Origin of the sequence: Actinoplanes xinjiangensis (assembly GCF_003148685.1) — a bacterium.
Taxonomy (GTDB): domain Bacteria; phylum Actinomycetota; class Actinomycetes; order Mycobacteriales; family Micromonosporaceae; genus Actinoplanes; species Actinoplanes xinjiangensis.
Genome location: NZ_QGGR01000001.1, coordinates 316,445 through 336,414 on the forward strand (window position 1 = coordinate 316,445; position 19,970 = coordinate 336,414).

General features: G+C 70.2%; 22 protein-coding genes. 14 read left to right on the forward strand and 8 right to left on the reverse strand.

Going from position 1 to position 19,970, the window contains the following annotated elements:
• The first annotated feature begins 38 nt into the window (after window positions 1–38).
• The gene (locus tag BC793_RS01390) at window positions 39–680 is read left to right on the forward strand and encodes a 4a-hydroxytetrahydrobiopterin dehydratase (protein ID WP_109588682.1); all 642 of its coding nucleotides are present in this window, start codon (window positions 39–41) and stop codon (window positions 678–680) included.
• A 186-nt stretch (window positions 681–866) separates the two neighbouring features.
• On the opposite strand, the gene aceB is transcribed toward BC793_RS01390, so the two are convergent.
• The gene (gene aceB, locus BC793_RS01395; RefSeq protein WP_109588683.1) at window positions 867–2,492 is read right to left on the reverse strand and encodes a malate synthase A; all 1,626 of its coding nucleotides are present in this window, start codon (window positions 2,490–2,492) and stop codon (window positions 867–869) included.
• Window positions 2,493–2,530: 38 nt separating this feature from the next.
• Window positions 2,531–3,814, reverse strand: a complete 1,284-nt coding sequence (gene aceA, locus BC793_RS01400) for an isocitrate lyase (protein ID WP_109588684.1) — start codon at window positions 3,812–3,814, stop codon at window positions 2,531–2,533.
• A 129-nt stretch (window positions 3,815–3,943) separates the two neighbouring features.
• Here aceA and BC793_RS01405 point away from each other — a divergent pair, with 129 nt between their 5' ends.
• A complete protein-coding gene (locus BC793_RS01405) occupies window positions 3,944–5,395 on the forward strand; it encodes an XRE family transcriptional regulator (RefSeq protein ID WP_109588685.1) in 1,452 nt (483 codons plus the stop codon).
• 171 nt (window positions 5,396–5,566) lie between these two features.
• Here BC793_RS01405 and BC793_RS01410 read toward each other — a convergent pair whose 3' ends face one another.
• From BC793_RS01410 to BC793_RS01420, 3 genes are all read right to left on the reverse strand, one after another.
• Complete coding sequence (locus BC793_RS01410) at window positions 5,567–6,070, reverse strand: DUF402 domain-containing protein (protein WP_109588686.1); 504 nt, start codon at window positions 6,068–6,070, stop codon at window positions 5,567–5,569.
• Window positions 6,067–6,453 carry a RidA family protein gene (locus tag BC793_RS01415; protein WP_109588687.1) on the reverse strand — a complete coding sequence of 129 codons (387 nt, stop codon included), beginning with the start codon at window positions 6,451–6,453 and terminating at the stop codon, window positions 6,067–6,069. The genes BC793_RS01410 and BC793_RS01415 overlap by 4 nt, the downstream gene beginning before the upstream one ends.
• Before the next feature lie 242 nt (window positions 6,454–6,695).
• The gene (locus tag BC793_RS01420; RefSeq protein ID WP_109588688.1) at window positions 6,696–8,144 is read right to left on the reverse strand and encodes an ATP-binding protein; all 1,449 of its coding nucleotides are present in this window, start codon (window positions 8,142–8,144) and stop codon (window positions 6,696–6,698) included.
• Between the two features lie 105 nt (window positions 8,145–8,249).
• Between BC793_RS01420 and BC793_RS01425 the strand changes: the two genes are divergently transcribed.
• The 3 genes from BC793_RS01425 to BC793_RS01435 all read left to right on the forward strand — a co-directional run bounded on the left by BC793_RS01425 (window position 8,250) and on the right by BC793_RS01435 (window position 9,766).
• On the forward strand, window positions 8,250–8,435 hold the full coding sequence (locus BC793_RS01425; protein WP_109588689.1) for an antitoxin: 186 nt from the start codon (window positions 8,250–8,252) through the stop codon (window positions 8,433–8,435).
• 44 nt (window positions 8,436–8,479) lie between these two features.
• Window positions 8,480–9,286, forward strand: a complete 807-nt coding sequence (locus tag BC793_RS01430; RefSeq protein WP_109589073.1) for a class I SAM-dependent methyltransferase — start codon at window positions 8,480–8,482, stop codon at window positions 9,284–9,286.
• Window positions 9,287–9,370: 84 nt separating this feature from the next.
• Window positions 9,371–9,766 carry an SRPBCC family protein gene (locus tag BC793_RS01435; RefSeq protein ID WP_109588690.1) on the forward strand — a complete coding sequence of 132 codons (396 nt, stop codon included), beginning with the start codon at window positions 9,371–9,373 and terminating at the stop codon, window positions 9,764–9,766.
• A gap of 3 nt (window positions 9,767–9,769) precedes the next feature.
• Here BC793_RS01435 and BC793_RS01440 read toward each other — a convergent pair whose 3' ends face one another.
• Window positions 9,770–10,063 (reverse strand): DUF1905 domain-containing protein, encoded by a 294-nt coding sequence (locus BC793_RS01440; RefSeq protein ID WP_239169793.1) that lies wholly within the window; start codon window positions 10,061–10,063, stop codon window positions 9,770–9,772.
• Window positions 10,064–10,275: 212 nt separating this feature from the next.
• Here BC793_RS01440 and BC793_RS01445 point away from each other — a divergent pair, with 212 nt between their 5' ends.
• The 7 genes from BC793_RS01445 (at window position 10,276) to BC793_RS01475 (ending at window position 16,645) form a co-directional block, all read left to right on the forward strand.
• Window positions 10,276–11,400: an ABC transporter substrate-binding protein gene (locus BC793_RS01445; protein ID WP_239169792.1), complete on the forward strand. Its 1,125-nt coding sequence runs from the start codon at window positions 10,276–10,278 to the stop codon at window positions 11,398–11,400.
• Window positions 11,393–12,289: an ABC transporter permease gene (locus BC793_RS01450; RefSeq protein ID WP_203896080.1), complete on the forward strand. Its 897-nt coding sequence runs from the start codon at window positions 11,393–11,395 to the stop codon at window positions 12,287–12,289. The genes BC793_RS01445 and BC793_RS01450 overlap by 8 nt, the downstream gene beginning before the upstream one ends.
• Window positions 12,277–13,044 carry an ABC transporter permease gene (locus tag BC793_RS01455; RefSeq protein WP_109588693.1) on the forward strand — a complete coding sequence of 256 codons (768 nt, stop codon included), beginning with the start codon at window positions 12,277–12,279 and terminating at the stop codon, window positions 13,042–13,044. The genes BC793_RS01450 and BC793_RS01455 overlap by 13 nt, the downstream gene beginning before the upstream one ends.
• Window positions 13,041–14,060: an ABC transporter ATP-binding protein gene (locus tag BC793_RS01460; protein WP_109588694.1), complete on the forward strand. Its 1,020-nt coding sequence runs from the start codon at window positions 13,041–13,043 to the stop codon at window positions 14,058–14,060. The genes BC793_RS01455 and BC793_RS01460 overlap by 4 nt, the downstream gene beginning before the upstream one ends.
• A 115-nt stretch (window positions 14,061–14,175) precedes the next feature.
• A complete protein-coding gene (locus BC793_RS01465) occupies window positions 14,176–15,543 on the forward strand; it encodes a cellulase family glycosylhydrolase (RefSeq protein ID WP_109588695.1) in 1,368 nt (455 codons plus the stop codon).
• A gap of 101 nt (window positions 15,544–15,644) precedes the next feature.
• Window positions 15,645–16,013, forward strand: a complete 369-nt coding sequence (locus BC793_RS01470; RefSeq protein WP_109588696.1) for an ArsR/SmtB family transcription factor — start codon at window positions 15,645–15,647, stop codon at window positions 16,011–16,013.
• Window positions 16,010–16,645: an SRPBCC family protein gene (locus BC793_RS01475; RefSeq protein ID WP_109588697.1), complete on the forward strand. Its 636-nt coding sequence runs from the start codon at window positions 16,010–16,012 to the stop codon at window positions 16,643–16,645. The genes BC793_RS01470 and BC793_RS01475 overlap by 4 nt, the downstream gene beginning before the upstream one ends.
• 5 nt (window positions 16,646–16,650) lie before the next feature.
• Here the strand turns inward: BC793_RS01475 and BC793_RS01480 are convergent, their stop codons facing one another.
• Window positions 16,651–17,616 carry a sulfotransferase family protein gene (locus BC793_RS01480; RefSeq protein ID WP_109588698.1) on the reverse strand — a complete coding sequence of 322 codons (966 nt, stop codon included), beginning with the start codon at window positions 17,614–17,616 and terminating at the stop codon, window positions 16,651–16,653.
• A gap of 61 nt (window positions 17,617–17,677) precedes the next feature.
• On the opposite strand from BC793_RS01480, the gene BC793_RS01485 reads away from it, so the two are divergent.
• Both BC793_RS01485 and BC793_RS01490 read left to right on the forward strand, forming a co-directional pair.
• Window positions 17,678–18,016, forward strand: coding sequence for an MmcQ/YjbR family DNA-binding protein (locus tag BC793_RS01485; RefSeq protein WP_109588699.1), 339 nt, complete (start codon window positions 17,678–17,680; stop codon window positions 18,014–18,016).
• 34 nt (window positions 18,017–18,050) lie between these two features.
• Window positions 18,051–18,746 carry an arylamine N-acetyltransferase family protein gene (locus BC793_RS01490; protein ID WP_109589075.1) on the forward strand — a complete coding sequence of 232 codons (696 nt, stop codon included), beginning with the start codon at window positions 18,051–18,053 and terminating at the stop codon, window positions 18,744–18,746.
• Between the two features lie 63 nt (window positions 18,747–18,809).
• On the opposite strand, the gene BC793_RS01495 is transcribed toward BC793_RS01490, so the two are convergent.
• Window positions 18,810–19,850, reverse strand: coding sequence for an ABC transporter substrate-binding protein (locus tag BC793_RS01495; protein ID WP_109588700.1), 1,041 nt, complete (start codon window positions 19,848–19,850; stop codon window positions 18,810–18,812).
• Between the last annotated feature and the right edge of the window lie 120 nt (window positions 19,851–19,970).

Sequence of the window (19,970 nt, forward strand, 5' to 3'; positions counted from 1 at the left end):
GGGCGTCGCGGCACGTTCCGCGGTGCGAGCATGTGGGCATGACGAAGCTGACCGGACGGCAGATCACCGAGCGGGCGCCGCAGGGCTGGGTCTACCTGCGTGACGCGCTGCGGACCCGGCTGCGGACCGGCGACTTCGCGACGGGACTGGCACTGGTGAACGCGATCGGTGCGGCGGCCGAGGCCGTCGATCACCATCCGGACCTGGACCTGCGGTACACCTGGGTCGACGTACGGCTGAGCAGCCACGACGTGGGCGCGGTGACCGGGCGGGACCTGCGGCTGGCGGCGACGATCACGGAGCTGGCCGCGGAGGCCGGGGTGGGGCTGGGCGCGGACGGCCTGACCATCCTGGAGCTGGCGCTGGACAGTCCGGGCTTCCCGGAGCAGCTGGGCTTCTGGGAGGCGGTGCTGGGCTGTCCGGGCGACGCCGACGGTGATCTGCTCGACCCGTACGGCAAGGTGCCGTTGATCTGGTTCCAGCGGTCCGGCGACGAGGAGCCGCGGCAGCGCTGGCACCCGGACCTGTGGGTCGCCCCGACCGAGGTGGGGCCGCGGATCGAGGCGGCGCTCGCGGCCGGGGGGACGCTGGTCAGTGATGCCGGTGCGCCGAGTTTCTGGGTCCTGGCCGACCCGGAGGGCAACAGGGTCTGCCTGTGCACCTGGCAGGGCCGCACATGACAAACCGGCTGGTTCTCACCGCTGTCTGAGGTGCCGTGAGACAGCGGTGAGAACCAGCCCGAATACCAACCGAACCGGCTGGCTCCCACCGCTGTCTCAGGTGCCGTGAGAGAGCGGTGAGAACCAGCCGGAGTACGACGAGCGGGGCGGCGTGGACCGAGACCACGCCGCCCCGCCCTCATCCGATCAGGCCGCGACAGGAGCCTGAGCGGTGACCGGAGCCGCCACGCCACCGGACAGGTGCCGTAGGTAGGCCGGCAGGGTGAGGAACTCCGGGCAGGTCCGTTCCGACAGCAGGACGGTCAGCAGCGTCCGTGCCTGGCCGAAGCACCGGGCCGCCTCCTCGTCCAGGGCGCCGGTCTCGCTGAGCACGTCCAGTTCCTCGCGCAGCATCCGGGCGACCAGGCCCGCCGTGACCGGCACGCCGTAGTCGGTCGGGGTACCCGACGAGATCCACTGCCAGAGCTGCGCCCGGCAGATCTCGGCGGTCGCCGCGTCCTCCATCAGGCCGCCGAGCGCCACCGCGCCCCGGCCACCCAGCCAGGCGGCGATGTAGCGCAGCGCCACACTCACGTTGGTCCGCAGCGCGACCTCGCTGACGGTGACCGAGGTGGCCTTGATGTCGAGCAGATCGGACGCGCCGACCCGCACGTCGTCGCGCTTGCGCACGATCTGGTGCGGCTCGTCGCCGAGCCACTGGTCGAACACCTCACGGCAGGTCTCGACGAGCCCCGGGTGCGCGACCCAGGAGCCGTCGAAGCCGTCGCCGACCTCGCGCCGCTTGTCCTGGCGCACCTGGTTGAGGGCCCGCTTGGCGGCGACCGGGTCGCGGCTGGGCACGACCGCGGCCATCCCGCCGATCGCGTGGGCGCCGCGCTTGTGGCACGTCTTGACCAGCAGTTCGGTGTACGCCCGCATGAACGGCGCGGTCATGGTGACCTGGGACCGCTCGGGCAGGACCACGTCCGGACGGTTCTTGATCATGCTGAAGAGGTAGTCCCAGCGGCCCGCGTTCAGGCCGGCCGAGTGCTCGCGCAGCTCGTACAGGATCTCTTCCATCTCGAACGCCGCGTTGATCGTCTCGATCAGGACGGTGGCCCGGATCGTGCCGCGCGGGATGCCGAGGTACTCCTGGGCGAAGACGAAGACGTCGTTCCAGAGGCGGGCCTCCAGGTGCGACTCCAGCTTCGGCAGGTAGAAGTACGGGCCGCTGCCCCGGTCGATCTGCCGCTGCCCGCAGTGGTAGAGGTACAGGCCGAAGTCGAACAGCGACGCCGACACGGCCCGGCCGCCGATGCGCAGGTGACACTCCGGCAGGTGCCAGCCGCGCGGCCGGACCATGATCGTCGGCATCTGCGCGCCGATCTCGTACCGCTTGCCGTCCTGGGCGGTGAAGTCGAGCGCACCGTCCAGCGCGTCGCGCAGGTTGAGCTGGCCGAGGATCACGTTGTCCCAGGTGGGCGACGTCGCGTCCTCGAAGTCGGCCATCCACACCTTGGCACCGGAGTTGAGGGCGTTGATGGTCATCTTGCGTTCCGGCGGGCCGGTGATCTCGACCCGCCGGTCGGTGAGGTCGGCGGCGGCCGGGGCGACCTGCCACGACAGGTCGTCCCGGATGTACGCCGTGGAGGCGAGGAAGTCGAGGTCGGTGGTACGGGTGGCCCGGCGGCGCCGGCGGCGCTCCAGCAGCTGAACCCGGCGGGCGCCGAACTCGCGGTCAAGCGCCACGATGAACTCGACGGCCTCAGCGGTCAGGATCTCGGAGTAACGGCCTGCGGTCGTACCGGTGATGGTGATCTCTTCGGCGCCCATGTCTCTACCTACCTGTCGCTTCTAAGGAACTGCTCGGCTCAGAACTGCTCGGCCTCGGTGGAACCCGACAGCGCCGTGGTGGAGCTGTCCGGGTTGAGAGCGGTGGAGACGGCGTCGAAGTAGCCGGTGCCGACCTCGGCCTGGTGCTTGGTCGCGGTGTAGCCGTCGGCCTCGGCCGCGAACTCGGCCTCCTGCAGCTTCACGTAGGCGCTCATGCCGGTCTGGGCGTAGCCGCGGGCCAGCTCGAACATCGAGTGGTTGAGCGCGTGGAAGCCGGCCAGCGTCACGAACTGGAACTTGTAGCCCATCGCGCCGAGCTCCTTCTGGAAGCGCGCGATCGTGTCGTCGTCCAGGTTCTTCTTCCAGTTGAACGACGGCGAGCAGTTGTACGACAGCAGCTTGCCCGGGTGCTTGGCGTGCACGGCCTCGGCGAACTTGCGGGCGAAGTCGAGGTCCGGCTTGCCGGTCTCGACCCACAGCATGTCGGCGTAGTCGGCGTAGGCGACACCGCGGGCGATGGCGGCGTCGTCGCCCGGGGTGACCCGGAAGAAGCCCTCGGAGGTCCGCTCGCCGGTGACGAACGGCTGGTCACGGGGGTCGACGTCGGTGGTCAGCAGGTCCGCCGCGAGAGCGTCGGTACGGGCGATCACCAGGGTCGGCACACCGGCCACGTCAGCCGCGAGGCGGGCCGCGTTCAGCGTGCGGACGTGCTGCTGGGTCGGGATGAGCACCTTGCCGCCGAGGTGGCCGCACTTCTTCTCGCTGGCGAGCTGGTCCTCCCAGTGCACACCGGCGGCACCGGCCGCGATCATGCCCTTCATCAGCTCGAACGCGTTCAGCGGGCCACCGAAGCCGGCCTCGGCGTCGGCGACGATCGGGGCGAACCAGTCGCGCTCGTACCGGCCGGCCGCGGTGTCGATCTGGTCGGCGCGCAGCAGCGCGTTGTTGATCCGCCGGACCACCGCGGGAACCGAGTTCGCCGGGTAGAGCGACTGGTCGGGGTAGGTGTGGCCGGACAGGTTCGCGTCGGCGGCGACCTGCCAGCCGGACAGGTAGATCGCCTTGAGGCCCGCGCGCACCATCTGGGTCGCCTGGCCGCCGGTCAGCGAGCCGAGGGCGTTGATGTAGTCCTCGGTGTGCAGCAGGTCCCACAGCTTCGCGGCGCCGCGCTCGGCCAGGGTGTGCCGTTCCTGGAGCGTGCCCCGCAGCCGCACGACGTCCTGCGCGGTGTAGTCACGCTTGACACCGGCCCAGCGGGGGTTACTGGCCCATTCCCGAGTGAGGTCCTCAGCGGTACCGCCACGGTTCTGGTTCTCAGTCATCAGAAGAATCCCTTTCCTGCCCTGTCGCGTTCTTCCGTGTGGAAGAACTTCACTCTCAGGGATCGCACCAGCCCCACTGAAGGCCCTCCGTGAGGAAAGAAGTGAAGAAATTCTGTTAGGGTCAAACCCGTGACCGCTTCGCCTTCTGTAGAGCCATCGGTAGACCTCGTCACCCTCGGGCAGCGCCTCCGGCATCTCCGGCGCACCCGCGGCCTGACCCTCGACCAGCTCAGCGACGCCGTCGGCCGGGCGCCGTCACAGCTGTCGCTCATCGAGAACGGCAAACGCGAGCCCAAACTGTCGGTGCTCCAGGCGATCGCGAGTGCTCTGGGCGTACCCATGCAGGATCTTCTGCGCCCGGAGGCGCCGAGCCGGCGGGCCGGCCTCGAGATCGAACTCGCCCACTTCCAGCAGAACCCCGCCTACCAGGCGCTCGGCCTGCCGGCGGTGCGGGCCGGCCGGCGGCTGCCGGCCGACGCCCTGGAAGCTCTCATCGGGATGCATCGCGAGCTCAACCGGGTGCTCACCGAACAGACCGCGACCCCCGAGGTGGCACGGCGCGCCAACGCGCAGCTGCGCGCCGACATGCGGCGCCGCGACAACTACTTCGCCGAGATCGAGCAGGCGGCGGCCAGGGTTCTTCAATCGGTACGGCACACGACCGGCCCGCTGTCACAGCGCGGCATCCTCGACATCGCCGCGCAGATCGGGTTCACCCTGCACTACGTCAACGACCTGCCGGCCTCCACCCGGTCGGTGACCGACCTGAAGAACCGCAGAATTTTCCTCCCGCAGGTCGCCAGCGGAAAGGGCCACGACCCGCGGGCGGTCGTCCTGCAGACCCTCGGGCACTTCGTGCTCGGTCACAACGACCCGTCCGACTACGGCGACTTCCTGCGGCAGCGTGTCGAGGTCAACTACTTCGCGGCGGCGCTGCTCATGCCGGAGAAGTTCGCCGTCGACTTCCTCGCCGAGGCCAAGGCCGACCGGGCCCTGGCGATCGACGACTTCCGGGACGCGTTCGGGGTGTCCTACGAGACGGCCGCGCACCGGTTCACCAACCTGGCCACCCACCACTTCGGGATCCCGGTGCACTTCGCGCGGGTGCACGAGACCGGGATCGTCTACAAGGCGTACGAGAACGACAACGTCCGCTTCCCGTCGGATGTGACCGGAGCCATCGAGGGCCAGCCGGTGTGCCGCAAGTGGGCGTCGCGCACCGTCTTCGAGGCCGAGGACCCGTATTCGTCGTTCTACCAGTTCACCGACACCGGCGCCGGGACGTACTGGTGCACCGTCCACGTCGAGTCGACCCGCTCCGGCGAGTTCTCGGTGACCGTCGGTACGCCGTACGAGCACGCCCGCTGGTTCCGTGGCGGTGACGTGCCCGGGCGTACCGTGTCGACCTGCCCCGACCCGGACTGCTGCCGCCGCCCGCCGGCCGCCCTGGTGGACCGGTGGGCGGGCAACGCCTGGCCCAGCGCCCGCGTCCACTCCCACCTGCTGGCCGCCCTGCCGCCGGGCACCTTCCCGGGCGTCGACAACCGCGACGTCTACGACTTCCTGGAGCGCCGCGCCTGACGCCAGCCCCTCCGAAAGGAACACCGCGGCCGCTTTTTCGGCCACGGCCGAAGAAGTCACGCGCCCGAAAGCGCCGCCGCACCCGAAAAGGGCGCGGCGCCCGAAAGGGTGGCTGGTTCCCACCGCTGTCTCAGCGGCGCTGAGACAGCGGTGGGAACCAGCCGAAAACCCTCAGGTGAGGTAGGCGTCCAGGCGCCGGCGGGCCTCGGTCTCGAACGGCTGGGTAGCCGCGGAGAGCCTGGTGAACAGGTCGTCGCAGGTGGCCCGGGCCTCGGCGATCACCTCTGGCGGATAGCCGTAGCGGATCTGGTGCTCGGCGAACTCGTCCTCGTCGAGTACCGCCACCGAGCCGTCCCAGTGCCGGATCACGTCCAGGTCCAGGTCGACGGCGTGCACGACCCCGTCGTGGATGCGCGGACGGTCGGTGATATCGATGTAGACGGCGATCGACGACGCCGCCGACGGGGCGTTGACCGAGGCGATCCAGCAGCCGGATGCCGGTACCAGCATCACGAAGTCGTGTAGCTGCGGGAACATCTCGCCGTCACCGCGGCGCATGCTGATCCCGGCGCGCCCGCCGAGCCACAGCCCGTGCCCGTCCTCGCCGAGCGGTTCCAGATCACACTCCCAGTGCCGCCGGCCGCCCCACTTGGTGAACCGGACCTCACCGGTCATGCCGGCACCGCGGCGACGGCCTCGATCTCGATCAGCACGTCGGGCCGGAACAGCCCGGCCACCTGCACCAGCGAACTGGCCGGCGGCCGCGCGGTGTCGACGAACTCGTCCCGGATCCGGCGGATCGCCGGCAGTTCCCCGGTGCCGGTCACGAAGTACGTCAGTTTGATCACGTCGGCCCAGCCGGCACCGCCCGCGGCGAGCGCGGCCTCCACGTTGCGGAAGGTCAGCCGGGTCTGGTCGGCCCAGCCCTCCGGGACCCTGCCGTCCGCGTCGACGGGCACCTGCCCGGAGATGTACACGAGCCGGCTGCCCGGCGCGACGACGACGGTGTGGCTGTAACCGTTGGGGGACGGCGGTTCCGGAAACTCGATGATCGCCATCCGTCCACCCTAGATATCCACCGATCCGCCGCCACCGTTTTCCCGGCCGACGGCCGGAGGACGACGCCGCAAGACGACGGCCGCCAGGCGACGCCACGGTAAGACGACGCCGCCGCAAGAGAACGGCCGGAAGACGACGGCCGGAAGACGACGGCCGGAAGACGACGCCCAAGACGGCGGGCGGCGGGCGGCGGGCGCCGGGCGACCCTGGCGGAGGATGACGGCCGGAAGGGAGACGCCGGTCAGGGGGTGGGTGCCGGGCCGCCGCGGAGGGCGCGGATCGCGGCCAGCAGGTCGGCCTGGGAGATCGGGGTCACCTGCACCCCGCGCGCCTCCTGCATGGCCTTGGTCAGCTGGACCCGCCGCAGCACCTCCTTGATGTCGGCGCCGGTCATGCCGGTGGCGGCGACGCCCAGGGCGGCCGGGTCGAGGTCGTCGGCGAACATCCGGAAACCGGGGGTCTCGTGGGCGCTGATCAGGCCGCGGATCATCTTGCGGAAGATCTCGGCGCGGGACGTCTCGTCCGGCTTCGGCACGCTGATCTTGACGTCGAAGCGGCCGGACCGGATCAGGGACTCGTCGACGCGGTGCGGGAAGTTGGTGGTGGCGACGACGATGACGTTCGGGTTCTCTTCGATCAGGTCGTTCATCTCCTGCTTGAAGATGCCGGCCACCGCGTTCAGAGCCTGGCTGGCGGCGTCCCCGCCCATGCCGGCGTAACTGACGATGGAGTCGAACTCGTCGAACAGCATGAGTGTGGGCGTCCGGTAGCGGCGGGCGTCCCGGAAGATCTGCTTGATGTTGCGTTCCGAGCCGCCCAGGTACTTGTCGAGGATCTCCGGTGTGCGGATCTCCCGGAAGTCGGCGCCGATCTCGTTGGCGAGAGCGCGGGACAGCATGGTCTTGCCGGTGCCGGGTGGCCCGTACATCAGCAGGCCCTGAGGGCGACGGGCGCCCCACCGTGCCATCGCCTCGGGATGCCGGAAGGAGACGGCGATCTGGCGCAGCTCGGCGACGACGTCGGCGAGGCCGCCGACCATGTCGAGGGTGACCGACTGCGTGGTGGCGGGGGTGGCCAGGTGCCGGCCGACCACGTAACGGCGGCCGGTCAGCGCGTCGGCGCCGGCCAGATCGGCGACCGCCTGGAGGGTGAGGGTGACGAAGGCGCGCAGGTGGGCGACGCCGACGGCGTCGCGGGCGATCCGCGACTCCAGCCGGGCGACGCCGTCGGCGTAGGTGATGGTCGCCTCGATGCCGGCGGCGGCGTCGGCGAGCAGCCCGGGTTCGCGGTCCACCGGCTTCTCCAGACCCAGCGTGCGGTACGCGACGGCCGCCGCCATGCCCACGCCGTCGACGATGCGGGTCACCACCTGGTCCCCGGCGGCGATACGCCGGGCCAGGAGCCGGCCGAGCGGGTCGATGTCGAGGACGATGCCGCGCATCCTCTGCTGGGTGGCCTCCGGCGAGCTAAGGGTCCTGATCCGGGCGGTGAACACGTGCTCGGTGCCGCCGGTGCCGTCGACGGTCAGGTCGACCCGGTGCACCGGCTCCGGCCAGGTGGCCCGCTGCAGCAGGTCGACCGGGTTGACCCGGGCGGCGGCCAGCAGGGTGCCGGCGTCGACCAGCTCGACGATCGCCCCCGCATGCTGGAAGGTCTCGGTCTGCGGTCGGGTGGAGCTCGCGTCGGTCATGGGTCGTCTCCCGCCGGGATCGCGTTCAGGAGGTACCACCCCAGCGTGACACGCGATCGCATGCCCGGCTGTTTGACCGGGCCGGTGGCGGGCATTCCGCCTGCTATGAGCGACTTCATGAACAAGGCCAAGAGTTTCGCCGACCAGCACGACGAGCAGGTGGATCAGGCGATGGAGAAGGGCGGCGACCAGATCGACCAGCGGACCGGCAACAAGTATTCCGAGCACATCGACCGGGGTGTGGACGAGGCGCAGAAGCGGACCGGGGAGGGCGACACCGTTCCGGGCTGAGAAATCCGCTGGTCCGCCCCGCGCGCGGCGGCCACGATTCCATGATGGATCAGACCACGAGCGAGATCGTCGACTTCTACACCGGATACGACGAGGCCGGGCGCCTGGACCGGCGGGCGTCGTTCCAGCTGGAGCGGATCCGTACCCGCGAGTTGCTGGAGCAGCACCTGCCACCGGCGCCGGCCTCGATCCTGGACGTCGGTGGCGGGCCGGGGGCGTACGCGCGCCCGCTGCTCGCCGCCGGCTATCGGGTGCGGATCGTCGACCTGGTGCCGGCGCACGTGGAGCAGGCCCGGGCCGGGCAGCCGCCGATCGACGCGATCGTCGGTGACGCCCGGTCGCTGCCCGTCCCGGACCGGTCGTGTGACGCGACTCTGCTGCTCGGGCCGCTCTATCACCTGATGGACCGCGCCGACCGGGTGCAGGCGCTGCGCGAGGCGGTGCGGGTCACCCGGCCGGGCGGTGTGGTGCTGGCCGCGGCGATCACCCGGTTCGCGGGGCCGCTGGACTTCGCGGCGAACGGCCGGTTCACCTCCGAGCGCCTGTACGCGGAGGCGCGGCAGATCCTCGCCGACGGCCGCAACCATCCGGGGCTGGGGTTCACCCACGCGTACTTCCACCGGGTGCCCGAACTGGCCGGGGAGTTCCGGGACGCCGGGCTCACCGAGGTGACGGTGCACGGCATCGAGGGCCCCGCCTGGCCGGCCGCGGAGGCCGCCACCGGCACCCCGTCCGAGCGGACCGTCCTGGACGGCGCGCTGGCCCTGGCCCGGCTCTACAGCACCGAGGCCGACGTGGTCTCGGTGAGCGCCCATCTGATGGCCGTGGCGAACACCCCCGGCCGACGATGACACCCGGGTGAACCCGGTGGCCGGGGCCGCACCCGAGCGATCGGTACGCCGCCGGGCGCCGGCTTTTTCTGCGACGATGCCGGAGTGACTTCGGCATCGCGCTACCTCAGCGAGCACATCGACGTTCCGGCCGATGAGGTGTACGCCTTCACCGCCGACCCGGCGAACCTGCCCGCCTGGGCACCCGGGCTGGCGACCTCGGTGGCCCGGGAGGACGGCCGCTGGCTGATCGGCGACGACGGGGCCGAGCTGATCTTCACACCCCGTAACGAGCTGGGCGTGCTGGACCACTGGGTGCGGCCACCGGACGGCGACGAGGTGTACGCGCCGATGCGGGTCATCCCGGACGGCGAGGGCGCCGAGATCATGTTCACGCTGCGGCGGCTGCCCGGCATGACCGACGAGGACTTCGACCGGGACGCCGGCCTGGTGCAGGCCGACCTGACCCGGCTCAAGCAGGTGCTGGAGTCGGCCCGCTGAGGTTCAGACGTCGACCCGCAGCTCGATGGTCACCGGGTCGCCGGCGTCCAGGGACTCCGCCTTGCGGATCGCGGCGCGGATCGGGACCAGATAGCCGCCGTCCTTGGGGAACAGCGACGTGGTCCACTCCGACGACCCGATCCGAACCGTCACCGGGATCATCCCCCAGCCGTACGTGACCAGCGCCGACGCATCGGCCAGGGCCGCCGCCTCACCCTCGGGGACGGCGACGAAGTGGTGCGGGGCGGGACCCCGCCAGTAGATGATCTCGCCGTCGAACGTCAGTCGCATCGCCATACTGCGCAGAGTCTGCCACAGAGATTCATAACGGTCGGCCAACGACTGCTTTCGATCATCAACGGGCCGTGGGAAAGTGCAGGGAAACCCCAGGCGACGGCGGAAGGGCCGAATTCGCCCCGAGGTCTCCTGCCGTACGCCTGTCCTCCACCCGGCACTTTCATGATCCACCAGCGCGCACCGGTCGCCGGTGCCGCAGAAGGAGGAACACAGTGCGCACCACCCTTGCCCGATCCGCAGTCACCACCCTGACGGCTGCCGCGATGATCGCCTTCGCCGGCGCATGCTCGCCCCCGGAGAAGGAGTCCGAGGCCGCCACGAGCAAGGCCGGGACCGCCACCAGCGCCGCCGACCTGGGCGGCCTGGACGCACTGATCGCCGAGGCCAAGAAGGAGGGCCAGCTCAACGTCATCGCGCTGCCGCCGGACTGGGCCAACTACGGCGAGATCATCAAGGCGTTCGGCACCAAGTACGGCATCAAGGTCAACTCGGCGCAGCCGGACGGCAACAGCCAGGACGAGATCAACGCCGCCACCCAGCTCAAGGGCCAGGACACCGCGCCGGACGTGTTCGACCTGGGCGTCTCGGTGGCCACCGCGAACACCGCGATGTTCGCGCCGTACAAGGTGGAGAAGTTCGCCGACATCCCGGACGGCCTCAAGGACGCCAACGGCACCTGGGTCAACGACTACGGCGGCTACATGTCGATCGGGTACGACAGCGCCAAGGTGCCCGCCCCGACCAGCGTCGCCGACCTGCTCAAGGCGGAGTACAAGGGCAAGGTCGCGCTCAACGGCGACCCGACCCAGGCGGGCGCGGCGTTCGGTGGCGTGCAGATGGCGTCGCTGGCCAACGGCGGCACCGTCGAGGACATCACCAAGGGTGTCCAGTTCTTCGCCGATCTGAAGAAGGCCGGTAACTTCCTGCCCGTCGACCCGACCTCGGCCACCATCGAGTCCGGCCAGACGCCGGTCGTCTTCGACTGGGACTACCTGAACGCCGCCCAGTCCAAGAAGCTGCCGACCTGGAAGGTCTTCGTGCCGTCCGATGCGGTCCTGGGCTCCTACTACGTGCAGGCGATCAACAAGGACGCCCCGCACCCGGCCGCGGCCCGGCTGTGGCAGGAGTTCCTCTACTCCGACGAGGGCCAGAACCTGTGGCTCAAGGGTGGCGCCCGCCCGGTCCGCGCCGACGCCATGCAGAAGGCCGGCACCATCGACGCCACCGCGTTCGCCGCGCTGCCGGCCGTCGAGGGCACCCCGGTCATCCCGACCGAGGCGCAGAGCACCAAGGCCAAGGAATACCTGACCGCGAACTGGGCCAAGGCCATTGGCTGAGATCGTCGCGGACGCTCCGCAGCGCGTGGCCGGACGGCCACGCCTGCGGGGTGCCGCCCTGTTCGGCACGGTCCCGTTCTTCGCGTTCGTGACCATCTTCCTGGTCGTCCCGACGCTGACGGTGGTGATCGGCGCGTTCACCGGCGACGGCGGGCGCGGCTTCACCCTGGCCAACGTCCGTGCTCTCACCGACGACTACATCGTCGCCGCGTTCGGCCGCAGCATCACGCTGTCCGCGTCGAGTGCGCTGATCGGCGCGGTGGTCGGCGCGATCCTGGCGTACGCGCTGGTCACCGCGAAACCGGACGGCCTGCTGCGCCGGCTGGTCACCGCGGCGGCCGGGGTGCTCGCCCAGTTCGGCGGTGTCACGCTGGCGTTCGCCTTCCTGGCGACCATCGGCCTGTCCGGCTTCGTCACGCTGTGGTTGCAGGAGCACGGCCTCGACCCGTACGCGAACGGGGTCTGGCTGTTCGAGCTGCCCGGACTGACGCTGGTGTACACGTACTTTCAGATCCCGCTGATGGTGATCGTGTTCCTGCCCGCGCTGGACGGCATCCGGCCACAGTGGCGGGAGGCGCACGTCAGTCTCGGCGGCAACACCTGGCAGTACTGGACCCGGGTGGCCGGGCCGCTGCTCGCCCCCGCGTTCCTCGGTTCGACCCTGCTGCTGTTCGCCAACGCCTTCTCCGCGTACGCGACCGCCGCCGCCCTGGTCAGCCAGGGCAGCCCGATCGTCCCGTTGCAGATCCGCGGCGCTCTGAGCAGTGAGGTCGTGCTCGGCCAGGCCAACCTGGGCAAGGCGATGGCGCTCGGCATGGTGGTCGTGGTGGCCGTGGTGATGACCCTCTACTCGCTGCTGCAGAAGAGGACCGCGAAATGGCTCGGGTGATCTTCCGCTGGACCGTGCTGTCGGTGATGGGCGTGTTCTTCCTGCTGCCGCTGGTCGCGATGGTGGAGTTCAGCACCCGGGACGCGAAGACGTGGCCGCTGCTGCTGGACTGGCCCCGCCTCAGTGCGGAGTACCCGGCGCTGGCCGAGGGCATCGTGGCCTCGCTGGCCCAGGCGGCGCTCACCTCGCTGCTGATGCTGGCGCTGCTGGTGCCGACCGCGGTCTGGGTACGGCTGCGGCTGCCCCGGCTGCGCCGGCTCGTCGAGTTCCTCTGCCTGCTGCCGCTGACCATCCCGGCGATCGTGCTGGTGGTCGGCCTGGCCCCGGTGTACGCCTGGGTCAACTACTTCCTCGGCGGCTCGTCGCTGACGCTGGTGTTCGCCTACACGATCCTGGTGCTGCCGTACGCGTACCGGGCGATCGACGCCGGTCTGTCCGCGATCGACGTGAAGACGCTCGCCGAGGCGGCCCGCAGTCTCGGCGCCGGCTGGGCCACGGTGATCCTGCGGGTGGTGCTGCCGAACATCCGCTCGGCGGTGCTGTCCGCCGCGTTCCTGACCGTGGCGCTGGTGCTCGGTGAGTTCACCATCGCGTCGCTGCTGCACCGCACCAATCTTCAGGTCGCCATCGAATTCCTGGGCAAGAGCAGCGCCGGGGTGTCGGTGGCGGTGTCGCTGGCCGCCCTGCTGCTCGCCTTCGTGCTGCTGCTGGTGCTCTCGCTGGCGGGCAACTCCAAGAAGGGACGAACGTCATGACCGGCGTCGCCGTACATCTCGACGGGCTGCGCCGCACGTTCGGCAGCGTGCACGCCCTCGACGACCTGGACCTGTCGATCGAGCCGGGTGAGCTGATCGCGCTGCTCGGGCCGTCCGGCTGCGGCAAGACCACCGCGCTGCGGATCCTGGCCGGGCTGGAGGAGGCCACCGCCGGGCGGGTGCTGGTCGGCGGGAAGGACGTCACGCGACTGCCGGCCAACCGCCGGGACATGGGGATGGTGTTCCAGGCGTACAGCCTCTTCCCGCATCTGAACGCCCTGCAGAACGTGGAGTTCGGTCTGCGGTTGAGGAAGGGCCGTGCTCCCCGGGCACGGGCCGCGGAGATGCTGGAGCTGGTCGGTCTCGGCACCTTCGGCAGCCGTTACCCGCACCAGCTCTCCGGTGGGCAGCAGCAGCGGGTCGCCCTGGCTCGGGCGCTGGCCATCGAGCCGCAGGTGCTGCTGCTCGACGAACCGCTGTCGGCGCTGGACGCCAAGGTACGGGTGCAGCTGCGCGACGAGATCCGCCGGATCCAGACCGAGGTCGGCACCACCACGCTGTTCGTCACCCACGACCAGGAGGAGGCCCTCGCGATCGCCGACCGGGTCGGTGTGATGCGGGCCGGGAGGCTGGAGCAGCTGGCCACCCCGTCGGAGGTCTATCTGCGGCCGGCGACCGCGTTCGTGGCCGACTTCGTGGGAACCAGCAACCGGCTGCCGGGAACGGTGACCGGTGACGTCGTGGAGGTGCTCGGCAACCGGCTGCCGCTGGTGAGCCCGCACGCCGGCGGCGCGGTGACCGCCCTGGTCCGGCCCGAGGCGGTCGAGGTGACCCCCGACGCCGAGGCCGGCGCGAAGGTGCTGACCAGCAGCTTCCTCGGCCCGACGAGCCGGGTCACGGTGACCGTCGGCGATCACCTGGTGATCGCCCAGGTGCCGAGCGGACGGCTGCCGGAACTGACGCCGGGCACCGGGGTCCGGATCACGATCCAGCCGGTGGCGGTCGCCCTGGAATAGACGCGGGTCAACGCAGGCGTTACAGTCGGAGATCCTGGGAGCGCTCCCAGGGCGGGTTTCCCCCACTGCCGGTCCCCAGCGGCAGCCCGCACCCATCCCCCGAGGTGATGCTTTCGTGAAACGCCGGACAGCAGCAGTCCTGACCACGGTACTTGCCGTGGCCGCCGCGTCGACCGCCGCCTTCTTCGCCCTGCCCGCCAGCGCGGAGACGGCGACGTTCGCCGTGCAGAGCTCCTGGAACAACGGCTACCAGGCCCAGGTGACCGTCAACAACAACACGTCGTCGCAGATCACCACGTGGAAGGTCGAGCTGACCCTCCCGGCCGGCACGACGATCACCCAGTCCTGGAACGCGGCGCAGGCCGCCAGTGGGAACACCTACACGTTCACGCCGGTCAACTGGAACGCGACGATCGCGGCCGGGGCCTCCACCAGCTTCGGCTTCATCGTCAACGGCACCGGCCGCCCGACCAGCTGTCTGGTCAACGGGCAGGCGTGTACCGGGACGACGAATCCGTCACCCTCCCCCTCCACCTCCGTGAGCACCTCCACGCCGCCCACCACGGGCACGCCGGTGCAGGTCAACGGGCAGCTCCGGGTCTGCGGCACCAAGCTGTGCAACGAGCACGGCCAGGCGGTCCAGCTCAAGGGCATGAGCACGCACGGCATCCAGTGGTTCCCGAACTGCTACACCGACGCCTCGCTCGACGTGCTCGCCAACGAGTGGAGCGCCGACCTGTTCCGGATCTCGATGTACGTGCAGGAGCAGGGCTACGAGACCGACCCGGCCGGCTTCACCACCCGGGTGAACAACCTGGTCGAGGAGGCCACCGAGCGCGGCATGTACGCGCTGATCGACTTCCACATCCTGACCCCGGGCGACCCGGCGTTCAACCTGGAGCGCGCCAAGACCTTCTTCGCCCAGGTGTCGGCCCGGCACGCGAACAAGAAGAACGTGATCTACGAGATCGCCAACGAGCCGAACGGCGTGAGCTGGGCGCAGATCAAGAACTACGCCGACCAGGTCATCCCGGTGATCCGGGCGAACGACCCGGACGGCGTCGTGATCGTCGGCACCCGCGGCTGGTCGTCGCTGGGCGTCTCGGAGGGCTCGAACTCCTCGGAGATCGTGAACAACCCGGTCAGCGCCTCGAACGTGATGTACGCGTTCCACTACTACGCGGCCTCGCACAAGGACAACTACCGGGCCGAGGTGGAGCGGGCCGCGGCCTCGCTGCCGCTGTTCGTGACCGAGTTCGGCACGGTGACCTACACCGGTGACGGCGCGGTCGACGTGGCGAGCAGCAACGCCTGGTTCGACCTGCTGGACCGGCTCAAGATCGGTTACGCCAACTGGACGTACTCCGACGCGAGCGAGGGCAGTGCCGCCTTCCGGCCGGGCACCTGCAACGCCGGCAGCTTCGCCGGCACCGGCTCGCTCACCGAGTCGGGCGCGCTGTTGCGCAACCGCATCCGCGCCTGACCCGCGAACCCCGCCGGGCCCGCTCCCCTTCCACCGGGCGGGCCCGGCGGTCTATTTAAATAGGCAGCGCTTATATAAGCCGTATCTGATAGGGTCCTCTCGTGCATGCGTTCGACGTACTCGGCGATCCGGTCCGGCGCCGGATCCTCGAGCTGCTCGCCGAGGGCGAGCAGACCTCCGGTGCCGTCACCGCCGTCATCCGGGCGGAGTTCGGCATCACCCAGCCGGCCGTGTCCCAGCACCTGCGGGTGCTGCGCGACAACGGTTTCGCCACCGTGCGGCCCGACGGCGCACGCCGCCTCTACGCGGTCGACCACACCGCGCTGCGGCAGGTGGACGAGTGGCTGGCCCCCTTCCGGAGGTTCTGGACGCCGCACCTGTCCGCGATGGCCACCGAGGTGGCCCGCGGCAAACGCCTTCGGCGACTCGGCGAGGGCGTCGGGACCAACGATGCGAGGAGCGCGCGATGATCGAGGTCAAAGAGCAGATCAGCAACGTACGGCGGAGCATCGGCACCCGCGTGCTGGAGGCCGGTGAGGCACGGGTGATGACGATCAGCCAGGCCTACGACACCGATCAGGACGACCTGTGGGACGTGGTCACCAACCCGGAGCGGATCCCGCGCTGGTTCCTGCCGGTCTCCGGTGAGCTGCGCGAGGGCGGGAAATACCAGTTCGAGGGCAACGCCGGTGGCACCATCACGACGTGTGAGCGGCCGCACCGGGTCGCCGCCACCTGGGAGATGAACGGCGGGATGAGCTGGGTCGAGGTGCGGCTCACCCCGGAGGGCGACGGCCGGACCCGGTTCGAGCTGGAGCACGTGGCGCACGTCGACGACGAGCACTGGGAGCAGTACGGTCCGGGAGCTGTCGGCCTGGGCTGGGAGGGTGCGTTCTGGGGCCTGGCCAACCACCTGGCGACCCCCGAGGCGACGATCACCCCGGAGGCCGCCATGGAGTGGTCGATGTCGCCCGACGGCATCACCTTCCTGCGGCTCAGCGCCGACGCGTGGACCGAGGCGGACATCGCGTTCGGCACCGATCCCGAGCAGGCCCGCCGCCAGGCCGCGAACACCCTCAAGGCGTACACCGGCCAGGAGTGACGCCTCTACAGGCGGGCCGGGAGCGCCGGGCCGCGTAGAAGGCCGCGAACGGCCTCCGCGCGGTCCCGGGCCGGGGCCAGGCGGTCCCGCACGGTCAGCCAGGTGCGGGTGGCCCGCACCCGGGGCGTCCGGCGGCACGCGGTGGCCGGCTGATAACCGAAGCGGATCAGCCGGTCGCCGAAGACCGCCTCACACCGGGCGGTCTCCTCCGCCGTGAGGCGCTGCCGCCAGCTGCTGACCCGGGCCGTGGTGACATCCGACCGGGTCAGCGCGTGCCACGTCTTGTATTCCGGGACCGCGACCGGGGCCAGTTCGGACGGGCGGGCCATCGCCGGGTCGTACTCCTCGCCCAGGAACGCGCAGATCCGGCGCAGGTGTGGTTCCGGGTCGGCGACCAGGTCCTCGTAGCGGACCTGATGGAAGGAATCGCCGGGAAGGGTGCGCGCGGCCCGCAGCGCGTTGTCGGCCGAGCGCGCCCAGATGTCGATCAGTTCCCCGAGATCACGCGGGCCCCACGGGGTCTCCTTGAGCGACGCCACGCAGTCGCGCCCGTCGCGCATGATGGTGATGATCTGCGCGCCCGGGAACAGCCGCCGGATCGTCGGCAGATGCCGTAGGTAGAGCGGCCGCTTGTCACCCCAGCGGGGCTTGCCGAAGCGCGCGGCGTACATCTTGAAGACCGTGCCGAGCGCCGAGCCGAGCGTCGGCGGCGCCGACGTGATCGCCGCGACCACCGCCTCCGGTTCCAGGCCGAGGTCACCGAAGTGCGTGGTGCCGGTGATCCACTCACCGAGCGCCCGTCGCCGCTCCGGGTCGCCGAGATCGCCGAACTCGTGGCGGCGCTCGTAGGCCGGCAGCAGGAACCGGCTCTCCGGGGGCAGCGCGATCCGCGGGTGCGCGTGCAGCATGAGCTGAAGCATGGTCGTGCCCGAACGCGGGCAGCCGACGACGAAGATCGGGCGGTCAGACATGTCTTACACGGTAAGATATGGATTGTCCGTTTTGCAAAAAACGTGACGATTGGGAGCCCTGATGACCGGTGATGAACTGCTTCGGTACTGCCTCGCCAAGCCCGGGGCGTGGCCGGACGAGCCGTGGGAGGGCGACACGGTGGCGAAGGTGGGCGCCAAGATCTTCGCGTTCCTGGGTGGTGGCGCCACCGTCGGCGTCAAGTGCGGCAAGGGCCGCGACCCGGCCGACGAATGGCTGGCCCGCTACCCCGACGACGCCTCGGCCAGCGCCTACATCGGCCGGCACGGCTGGAACACGCTGCGGCTCGGCGGCGCCATCCCGGACGACGAGATCTACGAGGCGGTGGACGCCTCCTACGACGCCGTCGTGGCCACCCTGCCGAAGAAGGACCGCCCTTGACCTGAACCGCCGTTGAGGTCGGATGCTGGAACGCATGGACGTCACCGCATACCTGCGACGGATCGGGCTCGACGCGCCCGCCGGCCTGCCCGAGCTGCACCGGGCCCACCTGCTCACCGTGCCGTTCGAGAACCTGGGCATGGGTCACGTGTCACTCGACCCGGACGACCTCGTCGACAAGGTGGTCCGGCGCCGGCGCGGCGGCTTCTGTTACGAACTGAACGGGCTGTTCGCGCTGCTGCTGACAGAGCTGGGCCACTCGGTGACCCGGGTCGCCGCACGGGTGGACGGGGGCGAACGGCTCGGCCCGCCGTTCGACCACCTGGCCCTGATCGTCGACGGGCAGTGGCTGGTCGACGTCGGGTTCGGCGACCACAGCACCTATCCGCTGCGCTGGGACTCGCGAACCGACCAGGACGACCCGGGCGGCCGCTTCCAGCTCACCGACACCACCGACGGCGACGTGTGGGTGCTGCGCGACGGCAAGCCGCGCTATCTGATCGAGACCCGGCCCCGGGAGCTGTCCGACTTCACCGCCACCTGCTGGTATCAGCAGACCTCACCGGACTCGCACTTCACCCGCAAGACGATCTGCTCGCGGCTCACCGAGGACGGCCGCGTCACCATCAGTGATCGCACCCTGATCGTCACCTCCGGCGGCGCCCGGACCGAGACCGAGCCGGAGGACCTGGCCGGCGCCTACCGCTCACACTTCGGCATCACGCTGTGACCGGCGCCGGGAGCCCCACCACCGCACGTCGCGGCGGTGCCGGGGCCTCCGGCGGCGCAGGGGTCAGGCGAGCTTCTTGGACTTCTTGATCGCGGCGGTCAGCGCCTCGAGCAGCGGGGCGGAACCGGCCCAGGAGTAGATCGGCACGGCCTGCCACGGGAACACCTGGTTGGCCTTGACCGCGGGCAGCGCGCTCCAGCCCGGCTTCGACGCCAGGTCATTGGGCTGCAGGGTGCCGGTACGAGAGTCCAGCCAGATGATGTCGGCGTGGTACTTGTCGGCGTTTTCCCAGCTCAGGGACTCGTAGTAGTCACCGCCGTCGGTCTTCTCCGGGACGATGACGTCGACGCCGAGCTCCTTGAAGTACATCAGGTCGGACGACACCTTCGGGTTCGACACGTAGAAGATGTCGGCCGCACCGGAGCCGGCGAGCACCTTGATGCCACCGCTGGCCTTGGCGGCCGCGGACAGGTCGGCGGCGGCCTTCTCGAAGCGGGCCTTGTCCGCCACGACCTTCGGCGCGTTCAGGTCGGCACCCAGCGACGCGGCCAGCGCGGCGTACCGCTCGATCGGCTTGGTCAGCGGCACCCGGCCGACGGTGATGGTGGCGGTCGGCGCGAGCTTGAGGATCTGGTCCTTGCTCTCGTCCGGGATGTACCAGTAGGCACCCGGGTCGAACATGTGGGTGACCAGCAGCTCGGGGGTGAGAGCGGCGTACTTCTCCACGGAGAACTCGCCCCAGGCGTTGCCGACGATCTGCACCTTGTTGACGTCCAGCGAGCCGGCCTGCTGCTCGGCGGTGCCGTCGGCCTTCTTCGTCTCGCCGAACACGCCGACGATCGAGTCCTGGAGGCCCAGGTCGACGAGCGCCGCGGCGGTGCCGGTGAACGCGACGATCTTCTTCGGGGTCTTGTCGGCCTTGAGGTCCTTCGGCTGGTCGTCGGTGAACGCCCAGGGACCGGCGGCGGCGGTGGCGGAGGCGGCCGGTGTCGACCCGGTCTCGTCCTTGCTGCCACCACAGGCGGCGAGCAGCGCGCCGGCACCGGCGGCGCCACCGGCGGCCAGCAGGCCACGACGGGACAAAGAAAGCTGTGAGTACTTCATCTTCAAGTCTTTCTGGGGTACGACCGGCCCTTCGACCGCGTGCGATGGTTAGGCTAACCTAACGAACCGATCGCGCGTCAACAGGATCCAGCACACCCGGGACGGGAGAGCCGCACTGTC